This window comes from Variovorax boronicumulans NBRC 103145, assembly GCF_001591345.1.
Taxonomy (GTDB): domain Bacteria; phylum Pseudomonadota; class Gammaproteobacteria; order Burkholderiales; family Burkholderiaceae_C; genus Variovorax; species Variovorax boronicumulans.
Genome location: NZ_BCUS01000004.1, coordinates 13,059 through 27,894, shown reverse-complemented (window position 1 = coordinate 27,894; position 14,836 = coordinate 13,059). Strand labels below are relative to the sequence as shown.

14 protein-coding genes are annotated in these 14,836 nt (G+C 69.3%); 7 read left to right on the top strand and 7 right to left on the bottom strand.

The window, feature by feature from the left end; genetic code table 11:
- Window positions 1–6: 6 nt before the first annotated feature.
- The gene (gene fhuF, locus VBO01S_RS02215) at window positions 7–792 is read right to left on the bottom strand and encodes a siderophore-iron reductase FhuF (RefSeq protein ID WP_062469862.1); all 786 of its coding nucleotides are present in this window, start codon (window positions 790–792) and stop codon (window positions 7–9) included.
- Between the two features lie 162 nt (window positions 793–954).
- Between fhuF and VBO01S_RS02210 the strand changes: the two genes are divergently transcribed.
- From VBO01S_RS02210 to VBO01S_RS02200, 3 genes are all read left to right on the top strand, one after another.
- Window positions 955–1,188, top strand: a complete 234-nt coding sequence (locus VBO01S_RS02210; protein WP_062469860.1) for a hypothetical protein — start codon at window positions 955–957, stop codon at window positions 1,186–1,188.
- Window positions 1,189–1,273: 85 nt separating this feature from the next.
- The gene (locus tag VBO01S_RS02205) at window positions 1,274–2,953 is read left to right on the top strand and encodes a cyclic peptide export ABC transporter (protein WP_062469857.1); all 1,680 of its coding nucleotides are present in this window, start codon (window positions 1,274–1,276) and stop codon (window positions 2,951–2,953) included.
- Window positions 2,954–3,027: 74 nt separating this feature from the next.
- Entirely contained in the window at window positions 3,028–4,278 is a 1,251-nt protein-coding gene (locus tag VBO01S_RS02200; protein ID WP_062469846.1) for a glutamate carboxypeptidase, read from the top strand.
- 17 nt (window positions 4,279–4,295) lie between these two features.
- On the opposite strand, the gene VBO01S_RS02195 is transcribed toward VBO01S_RS02200, so the two are convergent.
- From VBO01S_RS02195 to VBO01S_RS02185, 3 genes are read right to left on the bottom strand one after another with little or no spacing between them, the layout of a single operon-like run.
- Window positions 4,296–5,000, bottom strand: a complete 705-nt coding sequence (locus tag VBO01S_RS02195) for a glutathione S-transferase N-terminal domain-containing protein (protein ID WP_062469843.1) — start codon at window positions 4,998–5,000, stop codon at window positions 4,296–4,298.
- Window positions 5,001–5,054: 54 nt separating this feature from the next.
- A complete protein-coding gene (locus tag VBO01S_RS02190) occupies window positions 5,055–6,017 on the bottom strand; it encodes a TIGR03571 family LLM class oxidoreductase (protein WP_062469840.1) in 963 nt (320 codons plus the stop codon).
- Window positions 6,018–6,024: 7 nt separating this feature from the next.
- Window positions 6,025–6,705, bottom strand: a complete 681-nt coding sequence (locus tag VBO01S_RS02185; RefSeq protein WP_062469837.1) for a TetR/AcrR family transcriptional regulator — start codon at window positions 6,703–6,705, stop codon at window positions 6,025–6,027.
- 202 nt (window positions 6,706–6,907) lie between these two features.
- Here VBO01S_RS02185 and VBO01S_RS02180 point away from each other — a divergent pair, with 202 nt between their 5' ends.
- Genes VBO01S_RS02180 through VBO01S_RS02170 form a run of 3 tightly spaced genes read left to right on the top strand, consistent with a single transcriptional unit; the run spans window position 6,908 to window position 10,418 of the window.
- Window positions 6,908–7,711: an SDR family NAD(P)-dependent oxidoreductase gene (locus VBO01S_RS02180; protein WP_062469834.1), complete on the top strand. Its 804-nt coding sequence runs from the start codon at window positions 6,908–6,910 to the stop codon at window positions 7,709–7,711.
- A 23-nt stretch (window positions 7,712–7,734) separates the two neighbouring features.
- On the top strand, window positions 7,735–8,868 hold the full coding sequence (locus VBO01S_RS02175) for a DUF5938 domain-containing protein (protein WP_062469831.1): 1,134 nt from the start codon (window positions 7,735–7,737) through the stop codon (window positions 8,866–8,868).
- Window positions 8,869–8,873: 5 nt separating this feature from the next.
- Window positions 8,874–10,418, top strand: coding sequence for an acyl-CoA synthetase (locus tag VBO01S_RS02170; protein ID WP_062469828.1), 1,545 nt, complete (start codon window positions 8,874–8,876; stop codon window positions 10,416–10,418).
- Between the two features lie 7 nt (window positions 10,419–10,425).
- On the opposite strand, the gene VBO01S_RS02165 is transcribed toward VBO01S_RS02170, so the two are convergent.
- Both VBO01S_RS02165 and VBO01S_RS02160 read right to left on the bottom strand, forming a co-directional pair.
- Window positions 10,426–12,033, bottom strand: coding sequence for a class I adenylate-forming enzyme family protein (locus tag VBO01S_RS02165; RefSeq protein ID WP_062469825.1), 1,608 nt, complete (start codon window positions 12,031–12,033; stop codon window positions 10,426–10,428).
- 114 nt (window positions 12,034–12,147) lie between these two features.
- On the bottom strand, window positions 12,148–12,996 hold the full coding sequence (locus tag VBO01S_RS02160) for a hypothetical protein (protein WP_062469822.1): 849 nt from the start codon (window positions 12,994–12,996) through the stop codon (window positions 12,148–12,150).
- 186 nt (window positions 12,997–13,182) lie between these two features.
- Between VBO01S_RS02160 and VBO01S_RS02155 the strand changes: the two genes are divergently transcribed.
- Window positions 13,183–13,836, top strand: coding sequence for a DUF1345 domain-containing protein (locus VBO01S_RS02155; RefSeq protein ID WP_062469993.1), 654 nt, complete (start codon window positions 13,183–13,185; stop codon window positions 13,834–13,836).
- A 7-nt stretch (window positions 13,837–13,843) separates the two neighbouring features.
- Here the strand turns inward: VBO01S_RS02155 and VBO01S_RS02150 are convergent, their stop codons facing one another.
- Window positions 13,844–14,818, bottom strand: coding sequence for a DMT family transporter (locus tag VBO01S_RS02150; protein ID WP_062469819.1), 975 nt, complete (start codon window positions 14,816–14,818; stop codon window positions 13,844–13,846).
- Window positions 14,819–14,836: the final 18 nt, after the last annotated feature.

Genomic DNA, 14,836 nt, shown 5'->3' with positions numbered 1-14,836 from the left:
GGATGTTTAGTCGGCGGTGCTTGCACAGCGCTCCCGCTCGAACTCGGGCGAGAGCGGACACGCGCCGCAGTAGCCCAGCCGTGGCACGAGGTAGTAGAGGCAGCACTGGCGGTGCAGCGTGACCGGCGGCGCGCTGCGGTCGGCCACGCGCACGCCGCGGCGCGCGGGCATGAACATCGGGTTGTCGCGCGCCTGGCCGCACGGTTGCGGCCAGGTCGGGCGGTGCAGCAGGTGCTCGAGGTCGGCGGCCACGGCGGGCGCCTGGCCGCTCATGCGCAGGCCTTCTTCCAGCACCGGCTCGAGGTAGCGCACGGCGTTGCCCCAGAGGATCTTGGGCGCCAGCCGCGTGAGCTGCGTCAGCCGCGCGAACAGGGGCGCCAGGTGCGTCCACAGCAGCACGTCGTAGCGCGCGGCCGTATCGGTGCCGGGGCGCGGCATGCCGAGCTCGACGATGTGGAAGCACTCCGGGTCGCCGTCTGCGTCGTCGAGGCTGACCCAGACCTGCTCGGGCCCGATCGGAAAGCCGTGCTGCAGCAGGCTCGCCGCGGCGGCCACGGGCGGCAGCAGCGCGTGCAGGTAGTTCATGCTCCAGGCGGACGCGACCGCGCGCAGGTCGCGCTCCGGCATGTTCAGCGTGCGCGCCTTCAGGCGCAGCAGCGCCAGCAGGCGCGGCGGATCGGCCAGCAGGTCGGCCACGCGCACGGCGTCGGGCGGTGGGTGCGGGGCGCAGGCCAGCGTTTCGCCGTAGGGCGCCCACTCGCCCTGGAAGATCGGCGCGAGCAGCGGGATCACGGGGCGAGGCCGAAGGTGGCGTGAAGAAGAAGACGCACAGGCATGCAGCAGAAGACGCGCCGGCGAGCCGGAAATTTAGTCCGCGCAGGCCCCGCGCCTAAACAGCCTGCCCCACGGAGCGTCTACTCACTCATCGACAGCAGTGCAGGCGTGCGAATCCCCATGAGCTTCCCGAGACACCGTCCCTCCGATCCGGCCTTCAGCATGGCCTGGCGGCTTTTTCGCGAGCTGCACGACGCACCGTCGCCCGAGCGCGCCGAACAGCTCGTGGCCTGGCTCGGCCAGGACCCGGGCCACGTGCGCGCGCTCGACGAGGCCCTGACGCTGTGGGCGCTGGCCGGCGCCTCGGTGGTGGAGGCCGCGCGCGAGGCGGGCGCGCAGCCGCTGCTGCAATAGGCGCCGCGTCTTCCTGCTAAACAAGCAGGCGCGCCGAACGTCATTGCAGGGAGCCCGTCTCCCTTTGCAACGAACCGTCCGCCGCATGAACCTCACACCCGCCAGCGCCCCCGCGTCCGAACTCGTCCGGCTGTTGCGGCCCTACTTCCCGTGGATCGCGCTGTCGACCGTGACCGGCATCGGCGCGGGCATCGCGACCGTCGCGCTGCTGGCGACCATCAACGAGGTGCTGCATCGCCCCGGCGGCCTGGCCGGCGGGCTGCTGTTGACCTTCATCGGCCTGTGCGTGGTGGCGCTGGTCGGCCGCGCCACCTCCGACATGTCGAACAACGTGGTCGGCCAGCGGCTCGTGGCGCAAGTGCGCAAGAGCCTGGCGCTGAAGATCCTCGCCGCGCCGATCGATGCGCTCGAGCGTTACCGCATGCACCGCCTGATGCCCGTGCTCACGCAGGACGTCGACATGATCAGCGACGTGGCCTTCATGCTGGCCTCGACCATGATCGCGCTGGCCGTTTCCCTTGGTTGCCTGGGTTACCTGGCGTGGCTTTCGCCGCCGCTGTTCGGCCTGCTGCTGGCGGCGCTGCTCGTGGGCATCACCGTGCAGAGCCTGGCGCATGCGCGCGGCATCTCGGGTTTCTTCAAGGCGCGCGAGCAGGAAGAGGCGCTGCACAAGGCCTACCGCGGCATCAGCGAAGGCGCGAAGGAGCTGCGCATGCACCGCGCGCGCCGCGCCAAGGTGTACGAGCAGCAGGTGGCGCACACGGTCGAGCGCATCCACGACATCAACCGCCGCGCCATCAACATCTTCGTGCTGGCCTCGTCCTTCGGCTCGGCGCTGTTCTTTCTGCTGATTGCACTCATCCTCGGCTGGGCCGCATTCCGCGACACCGCGCCGGTCGTGCTCAGCGGCTTCGTGCTGGTGCTGCTGTTTTTGAAGGGGCCGCTCGACCAGGTGGTGGCGGCGCTGCCGCACCTGGGGCGCGCGAAGGTGGCCTTCGAGCGCATCGGTGACCTGTCGGCCCGCTTCGCCACGCCCGAGCCGCACCTGGACCTGCACGCGCCGCCCGCCACGCCGGTGCTGCACGACGCCATCGAGCTGCGCGGCGCGCGCTATGCGTTCCCGGCGGTGGAGGGCGCGGAGCCCTTCGTGCTCGGCCCGGTGGATTTGCGCATCGGCCGCCGCGAGATCGTCTTCATCGTCGGCGACAACGGCTCGGGCAAGACCACGCTCATCAAGCTGCTGCTGGGCCTGTACGCGCCGGTCGATGGCGAGCTGCTGCTCGACGGCCAGCCCGTGACGCCGCAGACGCGCGACGACTACCGCCAGCTCTTCACCACCGTGTTCTCCGACTTCTACCTGTTCGAAGACCTCGTGGCCGGCGAAGAGGGCGGCCACCAGGCGCTGCCCGAAACCGCCTTGCCCTACCTGCAACGGCTGGAGATCGCGCACAAGGTGTCGGTGAAGAACGGCGCCTTCAGCACCACCGACCTCTCGACCGGCCAGCGCAAGCGGCTGGCGCTGGTGCACGCGTACCTCGAAGGCCGGCCGGTGCTGGTGTTCGACGAATGGGCCGCCGACCAGGACCCGGCCTTCCGCCACCTGTTCTACACCGAGCTGCTGCCCGAGCTGCGCGCCAAGGGGCACTCGCTGGTGGTCATCTCGCACGACGACCGCTACTTTCATGTGGCCGACCGCATCGTCCACATGAAGGCCGGGCGCATCGCGCAGGCCACCGAGGCGCCGGCGCCGAGCCTCGCGGCTTGACCCGTTCGCGAAGCGGGTGCTAGTGTGGGGTTCGCTTCGAACGAACCTCCACAACAGAAAGAACAGGCTTCCTCATGCACCTTCGCTCCACCCCGCGTTCATGGACGCGCGCCGCCTGCCAAGGCGCCGTGCTGGCCAGTGCCTTGCTCGCCGTCAACGCCATGGCCCAGAAGCCGCACCAGGGCGTGCTCGACGCCGCCACGCAGCAAAAGGACGAGACGCTGCAGCTGCTGGAGCGCATGGTCAACATCGACTCCGGCTCGACCAACACCGAGGGCCTGGCCAAGGTGCGCGAGATGGTGGCGGACGAACTGCGCAAGCTCGACGCGCGCATCGAGAGCTTTCCCGCCGAGCCGCACCCGGGCACCAACCTGGTCGCGACGCTGACCGGCCAGGGCAAGAAGAAGATCCTCATCCTGGCCCACATCGACACCGTGTTCAAGGACGGCACGGCCGCAGCCAAGCCCTTCTACATCAAGGACGGGCGCGCCTACGGCCCCGGCGTGATGGACAACAAGGGCGGCGTCGTGGCCGGCCTGCAGGCGCTGAAGATCCTGCAGAAGATCGGTTTCAAGGACTACGGCCAGATCACCTTCCTGATCGACACCAACGAAGAGACGGGCTCGGTCGGCACCAGCGCGCTCATCGAGCGCGTGGCCAAGCAGCACGACGTGGCGCTGAACCTGGAGCCAGGCCGCCCGGCCGACGGCCTCGTGGTCGAGCGCAAGGGCTCAGCCACGGCGCTCATCGAGGTGAAGGGGCTCGCGTCGCACGCGGGCGTTGCGCCCGAGGCGGGCCGCAACGCGGCCATGGAAGTCGCGCACCAGGTGCTGCAACTGTCGAAGGTGGCCGATGCGGCGAAGAAGACCACGGTCAACTTCACGGTGCTCACGGCCAACGGACCGACCAACGTGATCCCTGCGTCGGCCAGCGCCAAGGGCGACGTGCGCGCCGCCACGCCCGAGGAGCTCGACCGCGTCGAGAAGGACCTCACGCGGATCGCGCAGAACAAGCTCATCCCCGAGACAGAGGTGCGCGTGCGCCTCGTGCGCGGCCTGCCGCCGATGCCGCGCTCGCCCGCATCGGACAAGCTCGTGCGCATGGCCGAGGGCATCTACGGCGAGATCGGCAAGAAGCTCACCATCGAGAGCAGCGGCGGCGCCGCGGACGCCAGCCTCGTGGCCGGTGTCGGCGTGCCGGTGCTCGACGGCTTCGGCATCGTGGGCGGCGGCATCCACACGCCGGAGGAATACGCCGAGGTCGAGAGCGTGGTGCCGCGGCTTTATCTGCTGTCGCGGATGCTCATGGACTTGAGCGCGAACTAGGGCCTGCTGTCGGGGCCTCAGCCCCGCTTCGGAATGCCCAGGCCCTTCACCACCGCCGGCCGCGCCACGAAGGCCTCGAGCACGCGCGCGACGTTCTTGAACTCGCTGAAGCCCACGAGGTCGCCGGCCTCGTAGAAGCCGATCAGGTTGCGCACCCACGGGAAGGTGGCGATGTCGGCGATGGTGTAGCTGTCGCCCATGATCCATGCGCGGTCGGCGAGGTGCTTGTCGAGCACGCCGAGCAGGCGCTTCGACTCGGCCACGTAGCGGTCGCGCGGGCGCTTGTCTTCGTAGTCCTTGCCGGCGAACTTGTTGAAGAAGCCGAGCTGGCCGAACATCGGGCCGATGCCGCCCATCTGGAACATCACCCACTGGATGGTCTCGTAGCGGGCCGCCGCATCCTTGGGGATGAACTGGCCGGTCTTCTCGGCAAGGTACAGCAGGATCGCGCCCGATTCGAACAGCGCCAGCGGCTGGCCGCCCGGGCCGTTGGGGTCGAGGATGGCGGGGATCTTGTTGTTCGGGTTGAGCGACAGGAACTCCGGCGACATCTGGTCCTGGGTCTCGAAGCTCACGAGGTGCGGCTCGTAGGGCAGGCCGGTTTCCTCCAGCAGGATCGACACCTTCACGCCGTTGGGCGTGGGCAGCGAGTACAGCTGCAGGCGCTCAGGGTGCTGCGCGGGCCATTTCTTCGTGATGGGGAAGTGCGAGAGATCGGTCATGGGGAAAGTCCTTGGAAGGAGGTCGACAACGGCGAGCGCCGGATTCTGCACGGGTCAGGCTGGCGGCGTGCGCGCATGGCCTTGCAGGCGCGGCAGCACCTCGTGGCCGAGCTCGTCGACCACGTCCTGCGCGGGCCGCCGGCTGCTGCGCGCGAGGTTCAGCAGCACGTGGGCGACGCCGGCGTCTTCCATGCGGTCGAGGTAGTCGATGAGCGCATGGCGTCCGGCGCGCAGACCGAGTTCGATGGGCTCGGCGGGCGCGTCGGCATCGTCCAGCAGGTCGAGCTGCAACGACTGAACGAAGGGCTTGGCCTCGCCGCCCGCGCGTTCGCGCAGCGCGGTCTGCCACAGGCCGATGCGGCCCTGCTGGCGCGCCTCGTCGCGGTGGTAGGTGGCCCAGCCGTCGGCGTGGGAGGCGGTCCATTGCAGCGACTGGCGCGCCGAGCCGACCACCAGCATGCCGATGCGCGCGGCGGGCGCCGCCATGAGGTCGTGGCCGCCGGTGGCTTCGTGCAGCGCGGTGCGCTCCTGCGCATCGGGCGAGAGCGCCGAGCGCACGAGGTTCCAGCGTTCGCGGAAGACGTCGCCGCGCAGCGCGATGTCCTGCTGGAAGATGGCGAACTCGGCCTCGCGGTCACCCGAGCCCAGGCCGAGGATGAAGCGGTCGTTCGACAGGCGGTTGAGCGAGAGCGCGGCCTTGGCCACGTGCAGCGGATGGCGCAGCGGCAGCACGGCGGCGGCGGTGCCGAGCGCGATGCGCTGCGTGGCGGCGGCCAGCGCGGTGAGCCAGATGAAGGGCTCGTCGAGCACCGCAGTCTCTTCGCCCTGCGGCAGCATCACGGGCACGTCGCGCGTCCACAGCGCGGCAAAGCCGAGCGTGTCGGCCAGCCGGGCCAGATGCAGTTCGATCGCGGGGTCGGCCATCGCGCCGGGCGGGCGCGCCAGCGGCGTCATCAGGCCCAGGGTGAGGCGCCCGGCGAGCAGCGTCTGCCGGTAGGCGGTGTTGAACGGCGCCATGGCGGCGTCAGGCGCGCCGCTTGCGGGAGGCCGGCGCGGTGGTTGCGACAGGGGCGGCGAACAGCCGCTCGATCGATTGCCGCACGTCGGCCTGCATGTCGGCGATGGCCTTGGTGTCGCCCGAGAGGTGCTTGAGCAGCGCCTGCAGGAACAGCCCGTCGAAGAGGGCGTAGCAGGCCGAGGGCGGCAGGCCGGGGGCTTGCCCGGAGAGTTCGGCGAAGCGGCTCATGATGCGCCAGATCATGTCTTCGAGGCTCTTGTCGATCTGCACCACGTCGTCGTGGAAGGCCGCTTCGAACAGCGCCTGCGAACGCAGGTCGTACCAGAGCCGGTGCACGTGGCCTTCGCCCAGCAGCGTGTCGCCCAGGCTCTGCAGGAAGCCTTCCATGAGCTCGTCATACGTCGTGGCGGTGTCGACCGCGTGGTCGTAGCGCGTGACGCAGCGCGCCTTGTACTGCTTGACGCTGCAGACGATGAGGTCGACCTTGTCGCTGAAGTAGTAGTGCAGCACGCCGTGCGAGAACTCGGAGTTCTGCGCAATCTCGCGCAGGCTGGTGCGCGCGTAGCCGAGCGTGGCCAGCGTGGTGAGGGCGGCTTCGCCGAGCTCGGCGCGGCGCTGCTCGAACTTGTCGGCCGGCGCCTTCTGCACCCGTCCGGCGTGCTTCTTTACCCGTGAATGAGTGGTCATTTCTAGCCAGGCCGCAGAGTGCCGGCCGCTGTGTTTCCTGGTGATTGCAAACCATAGCACGCGGCGTGGGAAATCCCTCGTACGTGCATTCCAGAGGCATTTTACGAAATTTGGGCAGTCGTCAAAAAAATTCTTGACACTCGTCAAGTCGATTCCTAGCATGGCCGCTCCATCTCATACACATATCCACAGGAGACAAGTGATGGCCAAGTTCGACTTGACGGGGCGCAAGGCCCTGGTGACAGGGGGTGCGCGCGGCATCGGCGCGGGCATCGCCCAGGCGTTGGCGCAGGCGGGTGCGTCGGTGATGATCGGCGACGTGCTCGCCGACCTGGGCCGCGAGACCGCACAGCGGCTCTCCGCCGAAGGGGCGAAGGTGGGCTTCGTCCCGCTCGACGTCACGAAGGACGGCGATTGGGCCTCTGCCACCGACGCCACGGTGAAGGCCCTCGGCGGCTTCGACATCCTGGTCAACAACGCCGGCATCGAGATCACCTCGCTGGTGGTCGATGTCGACGGCGACGACCTGCGCCGCATGCTCGACGTGAACGTGGCCGGCACGCTGCTGGGCATGAAGCACGCCTTTCGCGCGATGCGCCCCGGCGGCAGCGCGGGCGGCGGCGGGGCGGTGGTCAACATCGCGTCGGTCGCGGCCACCATCGCTTTTCCCGCCATCGCCGGCTACTCGGCGACGAAGTCGGCGGTCGACCGCGCCACGCGCGTGGCGGCCATGGAGTCCGGCAAGCTGGGCTACGGCGTGCGCGTCAACTGCATCTACCCCGGCCTCGTGCCCACCGACATGGGCATGAAGCTCGCCAACGACATCGTGGCCGTGGGGCTGGCGCCCAGCGTCGAGGCCGCCGTGGGCGACGTCATCGGCCAGACGCCGCTGGGCCGCCTCGGCGAGATCGGCGACATGGCCGACGTGGTGGTCTTCCTCTGCTCCGACGCCGCCCGGTTCATCACCGGCGCGGGCCTCGCGGTGGACGGCGGCATGGGCATGTGAGCGATCAACAAGGAGCAAGAAACATGAGCAGCAAGAAGAAACCGGTCATCGTCTACGGCGCCTCCGGCTACACCGGGCGCCTGGTCTGCGAGTATCTGCGCGAGTACCACATCCCCTTCATCGCGGCAGGCCGCAGCGCGGAAAAGCTCGAAGCGGCGATGAAGTCGAACGTGCCCGGCATCGAGACCGCCGACTACGAGGTGGTCGAGGTCGCGCACACGGTTGAAGCGCTCACCGAGCTCTTCACCGGCGCCTCGGTGGTGCTCAACACGGTGGGACCGTTCGCCAAGTTCGGCCCCGAGGTGGTCGATGCCTGCCTGGCCGCCGGCTGCCACTACACCGACACCACCGGCGAGCAGGACTGGCTCATCACGCTCGACCAGAAATACGGCGCCAAGTTCGCGGCGGCCGGCCTGCTGCTGTCGCCCGGCCTGGCGCAGATGTACACCACCGGCGAAATCGCGGCGCAGCTGTGCCTGGAAACGCCCGGCCTGGACACGCTCGACATCGCCGTGTTCTGGGGCGGCAGCCCGACCATCGCGTCGACGCAGACCATCCTGGTGAACGCGGCCACGTCCAAGGCCTTCTACCTGGAGCAGAACCAGTACGTCGAGTGGCAGCCCGACGCGGGCCTGTACCACCTGTCGATTCCCGGCCAGCACGAAGCCGCATTGGCATTGCCCTGGGGCGGCACCTCGCACCCGGTGTGGTTCAAGCGCGACCCGCGCGTGGCCAACGTGAAGGTGCTCGGCGGCGTCTTCAACAAGCCGCTGATGCTGGGCGTGCCGCAGATCGTGGCCGCCGCGCTCAAGGCCACCGAAGGCATGAACGACGAAGACCGCTATGCGGCGCTGGCCCAGACGGCCGCGGGCGTGATGAACACCATGCCGCCGCGCGAGAACCCGCGCATCAACAAGTCGGTCGACTCGGTGCATGCCTCCGGTCCGCTGGGGCGCGCGCATTGCGTGATCTTCGGCAACTGCAACTACAAGCAGACCGGCCTGCTGCAGGCCTATGCCGCGGCCTCGCTGCTGCAGCAGGCGCCGCGCCGCGCCGGTTTTGCCTCGGGCTGCCAGGCCTTCGGGCACCGCGAGCTGCTGGGGGCGCTGCGCAGCTTCGGGCTGGTGCAGGAACCCGTGCTCACGCGGATGGGCTGACGCGCATGCGCCTCGTCGACTACCTCGACAAAGGCGCCCAGCAGGGCGCCGATTCGCCGTGCCTCACCATGGGCGACGCCGACCTGAGCTACGGCCAGGTGCAACGCATCAGCTGGCGCGTGGCACGCGGCCTGCAGCGCGCGGGCATCCAGCCCGGCGACAAGATGGCGGTGCTCTCGAGCAACGACGCCCTGGCCTTCGCCACGGTGTTCGGCATCTCGCGCGCCGGTGGCGTGTGGTGCCCGATCAACCCGCGCAACGAAGCCAGCGAGAACGCTTTCGTGCTCGATGCCTTCGATTGCGCGTGCCTCGTGTTCCACAGCAACTACGCGCCCATGGTCGAGCAGATGCGCGCGCAGCTGCCGAAACTGAAGGCGCTGGTGTGCCTCGACCAGCGGCAGGTCTTCGCGCCCGCCATGGACGAATGGCTCGACGGGCTGGACGATGCGCCGATCGACATCGCGCCGCCCGACGACGTGGCCATGATCGCCGGCACCGGCGGCACCACCGGCCAGCCCAAGGGCGTGATGCTGTCGGGCGGCAACCTGGAGGCCATGTCGGCGCTGACCCTCATGGGCTACCCGTTCGAGGGCCGGCCCGTGTACCTGGCGCTCGCGCCGCTCACGCATGCGGCCGGCGTGCTGTGCCTGCCGGTGATGGCGCTGGGCGGGCGCGTGGTCATCATGCCCAAGCCCGACCTGAGCGAGTTCCTCGCGCTCATCGAGCGCCGGCGCGTCACCCACACCTTCCTGCCGCCGACGCTGATCTACATGCTGCTGCAGCACCCGGAGCTGGCACAGACGAAACGCGATTCGCTGCAGTGCTTTTGGTACGGCGCCGCGCCCATGTCGGCCGCGCGGCTCGAAGAGGCGCTCGACAAGATCGGCCCCGTCATGGCCCAGCTCTTCGGCCAGACCGAGGCGCCGATGATGGTCTCGATGATGCCGCCGCGCGATCACTTCAATGCCGACGGTTCGGTGGCCCGCCAGCGCCTGGCCTCGGCGGGGCGGCCCGGGCCGCTGGTGCAGGTCGGCATCATGAACGGCGAAGGTGCGCTACTACCCACAGGTGAGAGCGGCGAGATCGTGGTGCGCGGCTCGCTCGTGATGCGCGGCTACTACAAGGACCCGAAGGCCACGCAGGAGGCCTCGCGCCACGGCTGGCACCACACGGGCGACATCGGCTACCTCGATGCAGACGGCTTCCTGTACATCGTCGACCGCGCGAAGGACATGATCATCTCGGGCGGCTTCAACGTCTACTCCGCCGAGGTGGAGCAGGTGCTCATGCAGCACCCCGACGTGCAGGACAGCGCCGTCGTCGGCCTGCCCGACGAGAAGTGGGGTGAGCGCGTGGTGGCCGTGCTGCAGCTGCATGCGGGCCGCAGCGTCGATGCCGAGGCGATCAAGACCTTCGTCAAGTCGCGCATCGGCAGTGTGAAGGCGCCCAAGCAGGTCGAGGTGTGGGCCGACCTGCCGCGCTCCAAGGTCGGCAAGGTGCTCAAGAAGGAAGTGCGGGCGTCGCTGCTGCAGAAGCTGCAGTCGCCCTGATGCGGGTTCAGTCGCGCTGGTAGTGCCCCTGGTGCGCCTGGCGCAGCTCGAACTTCTGGATCTTGCCTGTCGAGGTCATCGGCAGCGCGGGCAGGAAGACGATGTCCTTGGGCACCTCGAAGCCGCCCAGGTGCTCCTTGCAGTGCGCCGTGAGCGTGGCCTCCGAGAACTCTGCCGGCGCATCGGGCCGGCGCGTGACGAAGGCCGTGATGGCCTCGCCCCAGCGCTCGTGCGGCAGGCCGACCACCGCCGCGTTGAGCACGCCCGGGTGGCGCAGCAGCACCTCCTCGACCTTGAGCGAGGGCACGTTCTCGCCGCCCGACTTGACCATGTCCTTGAGCCGGTCGAGAAAGATCAGCTGCCCGTCGTCGTCCAGCTTGCCCAGGTCGCCCGAGTGGTGCCAGCCGAAGCGCTGCGCGTGCGCCGTGGCCTGCGGGTCCTTGTAGTAGCCGAGCATCACGTTCGGCCCGCGAAAGACGATCTCGCCGACCTGGTTCGGCGCCAGCAGCTCGCCCTCGTCGCCCATCACCGCGACCTCGTTCACCAGCGTGCCCACGCCCCAGTACGAGCCGAAGCGCTCGCGCTGCTGGTGCGTCTCGAAGATGGTGGCGCCGGGGTACATCTCGGTCTGCCCCGAGGCCAACGCGAAGTTCGGACACAGCGCGTCGAGCAGGCGCAGCAGCAGCGTGCGCGACATCGGCGCCATCGCATACACGCACAGCCGCAGGCTCGACAGGTCGCGCGACTCGCGCTGCGGGTGGGCCAGCAGCGCGCCGTACATCATGGGCAGCCCGACCGTCACGGTGATCCTGTGGCGCTCGATGGCGGCGAGCATCGCGCCGGGGTCGAAGCCGCGCAGGATGACGTTCGTGCCGCCCACCGCGAGCGCCGACATCAGCACCGTGTGCTGCCCGCAATGAAAGAGCGGCAGCACGTTGCTCCACACGTCGTGGTGCGCCGGGCCGCCGCCCCATTCGAGCATGTTGCTCTGGAGCACCGAGTGCACCGAGGCGTGCGAATGCATCACGCCCTTCTGCCGGCCGGTGGTGCCGCTCGTGTACATGATGAGCGCGAGCTGGTCGCTGTCGATGGCCACGTCGGGCAGCGTGGCGGGGCCCTGCGCGATGGCCTGCGCCACGGTGGGCACGCCGGGCGGCGGCGTGTCGCCGTCGAGCACGCACAGCAGCGGCGAGACACCCGCTGTGTCGAGCAGCTGGCGCAGTTCGGGTTTGGCGTGCAGCGCGGTGTCGATCACCAGGTGGCGCGCTTCGGCGTGTTCGAGGATGTAGCTGATGGCGTCGACCGCGAGCGCCGTGTTGATCGGCACCCACACGAGGCCGGCCTTCTGGATGCCGAGCAGCGCGACCACCATCTCGATCGAGTTGTTGCACAGCATGGCCACGCGCTCGCCGCTTGCGAGGCCCAGGCCCAGCAGGTGGTGCGCGAAACGGTTCGATGCGGCGTCGAGCTCGCTGTAGCTCATGCGGTGCTCGCCCTCGATCAGCGCGGTGCGCGCGCCGAAGCGCCGCGCGCTGCGGTGGATCACATCGCCCAGCGCAATGCGGGCGATGCGCTGGAAGGAGGAAGGGGAGGGCTCAGGGCGGGCGGCGGGCATGGCGTCGTGTCTCCGGTCGTTGGGGGTGTCGATCGGAGCGCAGACTAAGACCGGCACCGCCTGCCGGTCTTGCGAAGAGTGGCTATGCGGCGCCGGCCGCCCGCCGGGGCCGCGTCAGAAGCGGGCCTTGAGGAAGGCCGAGGGCCCCTGCAGCCGCACCTTGAGGCGCGAATCGGCAAAGCCGCCCTCGCGCGTGAGGTCGATGTTGGTCACGCCATACGACAGCACCAGGCCCACGTTCTTCACCGGGAACCACTCCACGCCGGCTGCGGCGTTGTAGATGTTGCCGTGGAAGCGGCCGCTGCTCTTCCACACGCCGGAGGCGTCGGCGAACAGCCGAAGGTCGGGCGTGATCGCGTGGCGCACGCCGACCTCGAGCAGGGGCGCGATGGCGTTGTCGCTCGAGCGCTCGCTGACCGAACGCACCTGTCCGTTCACGCCGACCAGCGCGCTGGCACCGAGCGTCGCGCGGTAGTAGGCCGCGCCGGCGCCCAGGCCGAAGACGGTGTTGCCCGAGCCGAGCCACCACTTGTAGGCGAGCTTGGCGAAGTCGAGCTGGGCCGAGAGGTTCGCGTTGCCGATGGCATTCAGCGAGCCGAAGCTGCCGAACGAGGTGTTGCCCGCCACCTGTCCTTCGTAGTCGCGCTTGTAGCGGTAGTAGTCGAAAGACAGGCCCTGGCTGTCGCCGATCAGCACGTCGGCCGAGATGCGCGGCATGGTCACGCGCCCCGGCTTGAGCTCGTTCGAGCGCAGCACGCCGTAGGGGGTTTCGACCGAGGCGCTGAACTTGGGGTCGGCACTGAAGGCCCCCACCGAGAAGCTGAATCGGTCCAGCGCCGGCGAGGGCTCGGCCGCAGCGGAGGGCGCGAAGCAAAGAAGGGAAAGGGCGCCGGTTCCGGCCAGGGCGCCCAGGGCGCCGAATCTCGCGGTCCGGTCGAACGGACGCGCACGAAGCAACAGCATGAAAGAAATCCTTCGGGTGAAAGATGCCTCGGGCATGTGCATGGCGCGATGCCTCCGGGCTGAGGCTCCCTGAAACCGCATCACCTTAGTGACGGGGCACCGCGCCGCGCATGCGCCGTTGGCCGATGTGCCTGTAGGAAATTGCCGATCACACGCCGATGCATGCCGCGGCGCTACAGTCCGCTCATGCGTGAACACCTTTCCACCACCACCGGTCCTCAACGTCTTCTCTATGGGGCTGCGGCGGCCGTCGCGGTGGCGCTCGTGCCCTGGCCGATAGGCCTCACGGCGCGTGCGCTGGCCGGCTGGTGCGCGGGCGTGGCGGTGTACCAGGTGCTCAGCTGGTGGCTGGCCGAGACCTTCGATGCCCAGCGCACGCGCGAGCGCGCGCAGCAGCTGGACCAGCCCAACGTCGTGATCCTGGTGTCGATGCTGGTGGCGGTGGGCGTGAGCGTGGTCGCCATCGCGATGCTGCTGCAGCAGGTGCGCCAGCTCAGCGGCTGGGCGCGCGGCGCGCACGTGGCGCTGGGGCTGGTGGCGCTGGCGGGTTCGTGGCTGATGATGCACACGATCTACGCCTTCCACTACGCGCACCGCTACTACATCGACCGCAAGGACAGCGCCTCCGACGGCGGGCTCGACTTTCCGGGCAAGGAAGCGCCCGACTACTTCGACTTCATGTATTACGCCTACGTGATCGGCATGACCTCGCAGGTGTCGGACGTGCAGGCCACCTCGCACGAGATGCGGCGCATCACGCTGGTCCACAGCGTGCTCGCCTTCGCCTTCAACATGCTCGTGCTGGCCCTGTCCGTGAACGTGGTCGCCGGGGTGGTCTGAAGAAAACTCAGCCCGCGGCCTTGCGCAGCGACGGCAGCTTGACGACGCCGGTCGACAGCGCCACGCCGCACACGATCACGAAGGCGCAGATCAGCATCCACTGCGTGATCTGCTCGCCCAGGAACACGGCGCCGTAGAACAGCGCGAACACCGGCACGAGGAAGGTCACGGTGAGCGCGCGCGCCGGGCCGGCGCGTTCGATGAGGCGGAAGAACAGGATGTAGGCCACGCCCGTGCAGGCGATGCCCAGCGCCAGCAGCGCCAGCCATGCGCGCAGGCTGGGCATCTGCGCGGGCCAGAGCCAGATCGCGGGCAGCGCGAGGAACAGGCTGGCGCCGATCTGGCTGCCGGTGGCCGTGGTCAGCGCGGGCACGCCCGACAGATGGCGCCGCGTGGCGCTGGCCGAGATGCCGTAGCAGAGGCACGCCGCCAGGCAGGCCAGCACGGCCCACAGCGCGGCGTGGTTGCTGGCGCCGGCATGCAGGCCGGCGCTGCGGCTGGCGAGCATCGCGACGCCCGCGAAACCGATCACCAGGCCGACGAGGCGCGAGCCGTTCGGCCGCTCGCGGAACCAGGCCCAGGCCACCAGCGCGCCGAACATCGGCGTGGTGGCGTTGAGCACCGCCGCCAGGCCGGTGTTGATGGTCAGCAGCGCGAAGCAGAACAGCGCGAAGGGCATGCCCGAGTTGAAGATGCCGACCGTGAGGCTGGCCTTCCAGTGCTTCGCGATGGACGGCCCCTGGCCGCGCAGCAGCGCGATCGGCAGCAGGAACAGCGCCGCGATGACCACGCGCACGGCGGCCGTCGGCAGCGCGCCGAACTCCGCCGCGCCGATGCGCATGAACAGGAAGGAGGCGCCCCACAGCGCGCCCAGCAGCACGAGATCGACGAGCCACGCCTTCGGTGCGAGCGCGGTGGGAGCGGGCGAAGGGGAGGGCGAAGGCGAAGGAGCGACGGTGGTGTTGTTGTTCGTTGTGGTCATGCGTCTCTTTGAGGAATG

What these genes read in the sequence shown, in the direction of transcription:
- VBO01S_RS02190 (WP_062469840.1), bottom strand. Translation starts at nt 6,017, where the DNA reads ATGGCGCCGTTCAACACCGCCTACCGGCAGACGCTGCTCGCCGGGCGC.
- VBO01S_RS02165 (WP_062469825.1), bottom strand. Translation starts at nt 12,033, where the DNA reads ATGCCCGCCGCCCGCCCTGAGCCCTCCCCTTCCTCCTTCCAGCGCATC.
- VBO01S_RS02170 (WP_062469828.1), top strand. Translation starts at nt 8,874, where the DNA reads ATGCGCCTCGTCGACTACCTCGACAAAGGCGCCCAGCAGGGCGCCGAT.
- VBO01S_RS02155 (WP_062469993.1), top strand. Translation starts at nt 13,183, where the DNA reads ATGCGTGAACACCTTTCCACCACCACCGGTCCTCAACGTCTTCTCTAT.
- VBO01S_RS02175 (WP_062469831.1), top strand. Translation starts at nt 7,735, where the DNA reads ATGAGCAGCAAGAAGAAACCGGTCATCGTCTACGGCGCCTCCGGCTAC.
- VBO01S_RS02205 (WP_062469857.1), top strand. Translation starts at nt 1,274, where the DNA reads ATGAACCTCACACCCGCCAGCGCCCCCGCGTCCGAACTCGTCCGGCTG.
- VBO01S_RS02200 (WP_062469846.1), top strand. Translation starts at nt 3,028, where the DNA reads ATGCACCTTCGCTCCACCCCGCGTTCATGGACGCGCGCCGCCTGCCAA.
- VBO01S_RS02185 (WP_062469837.1), bottom strand. Translation starts at nt 6,705, where the DNA reads ATGACCACTCATTCACGGGTAAAGAAGCACGCCGGACGGGTGCAGAAG.
- VBO01S_RS02160 (WP_062469822.1), bottom strand. Translation starts at nt 12,996, where the DNA reads ATGCTGTTGCTTCGTGCGCGTCCGTTCGACCGGACCGCGAGATTCGGC.
- VBO01S_RS02150 (WP_062469819.1), bottom strand. Translation starts at nt 14,818, where the DNA reads ATGACCACAACGAACAACAACACCACCGTCGCTCCTTCGCCTTCGCCC.
- VBO01S_RS02180 (WP_062469834.1), top strand. Translation starts at nt 6,908, where the DNA reads ATGGCCAAGTTCGACTTGACGGGGCGCAAGGCCCTGGTGACAGGGGGT.
- VBO01S_RS02195 (WP_062469843.1), bottom strand. Translation starts at nt 5,000, where the DNA reads ATGACCGATCTCTCGCACTTCCCCATCACGAAGAAATGGCCCGCGCAG.
- VBO01S_RS02210 (WP_062469860.1), top strand. Translation starts at nt 955, where the DNA reads ATGAGCTTCCCGAGACACCGTCCCTCCGATCCGGCCTTCAGCATGGCC.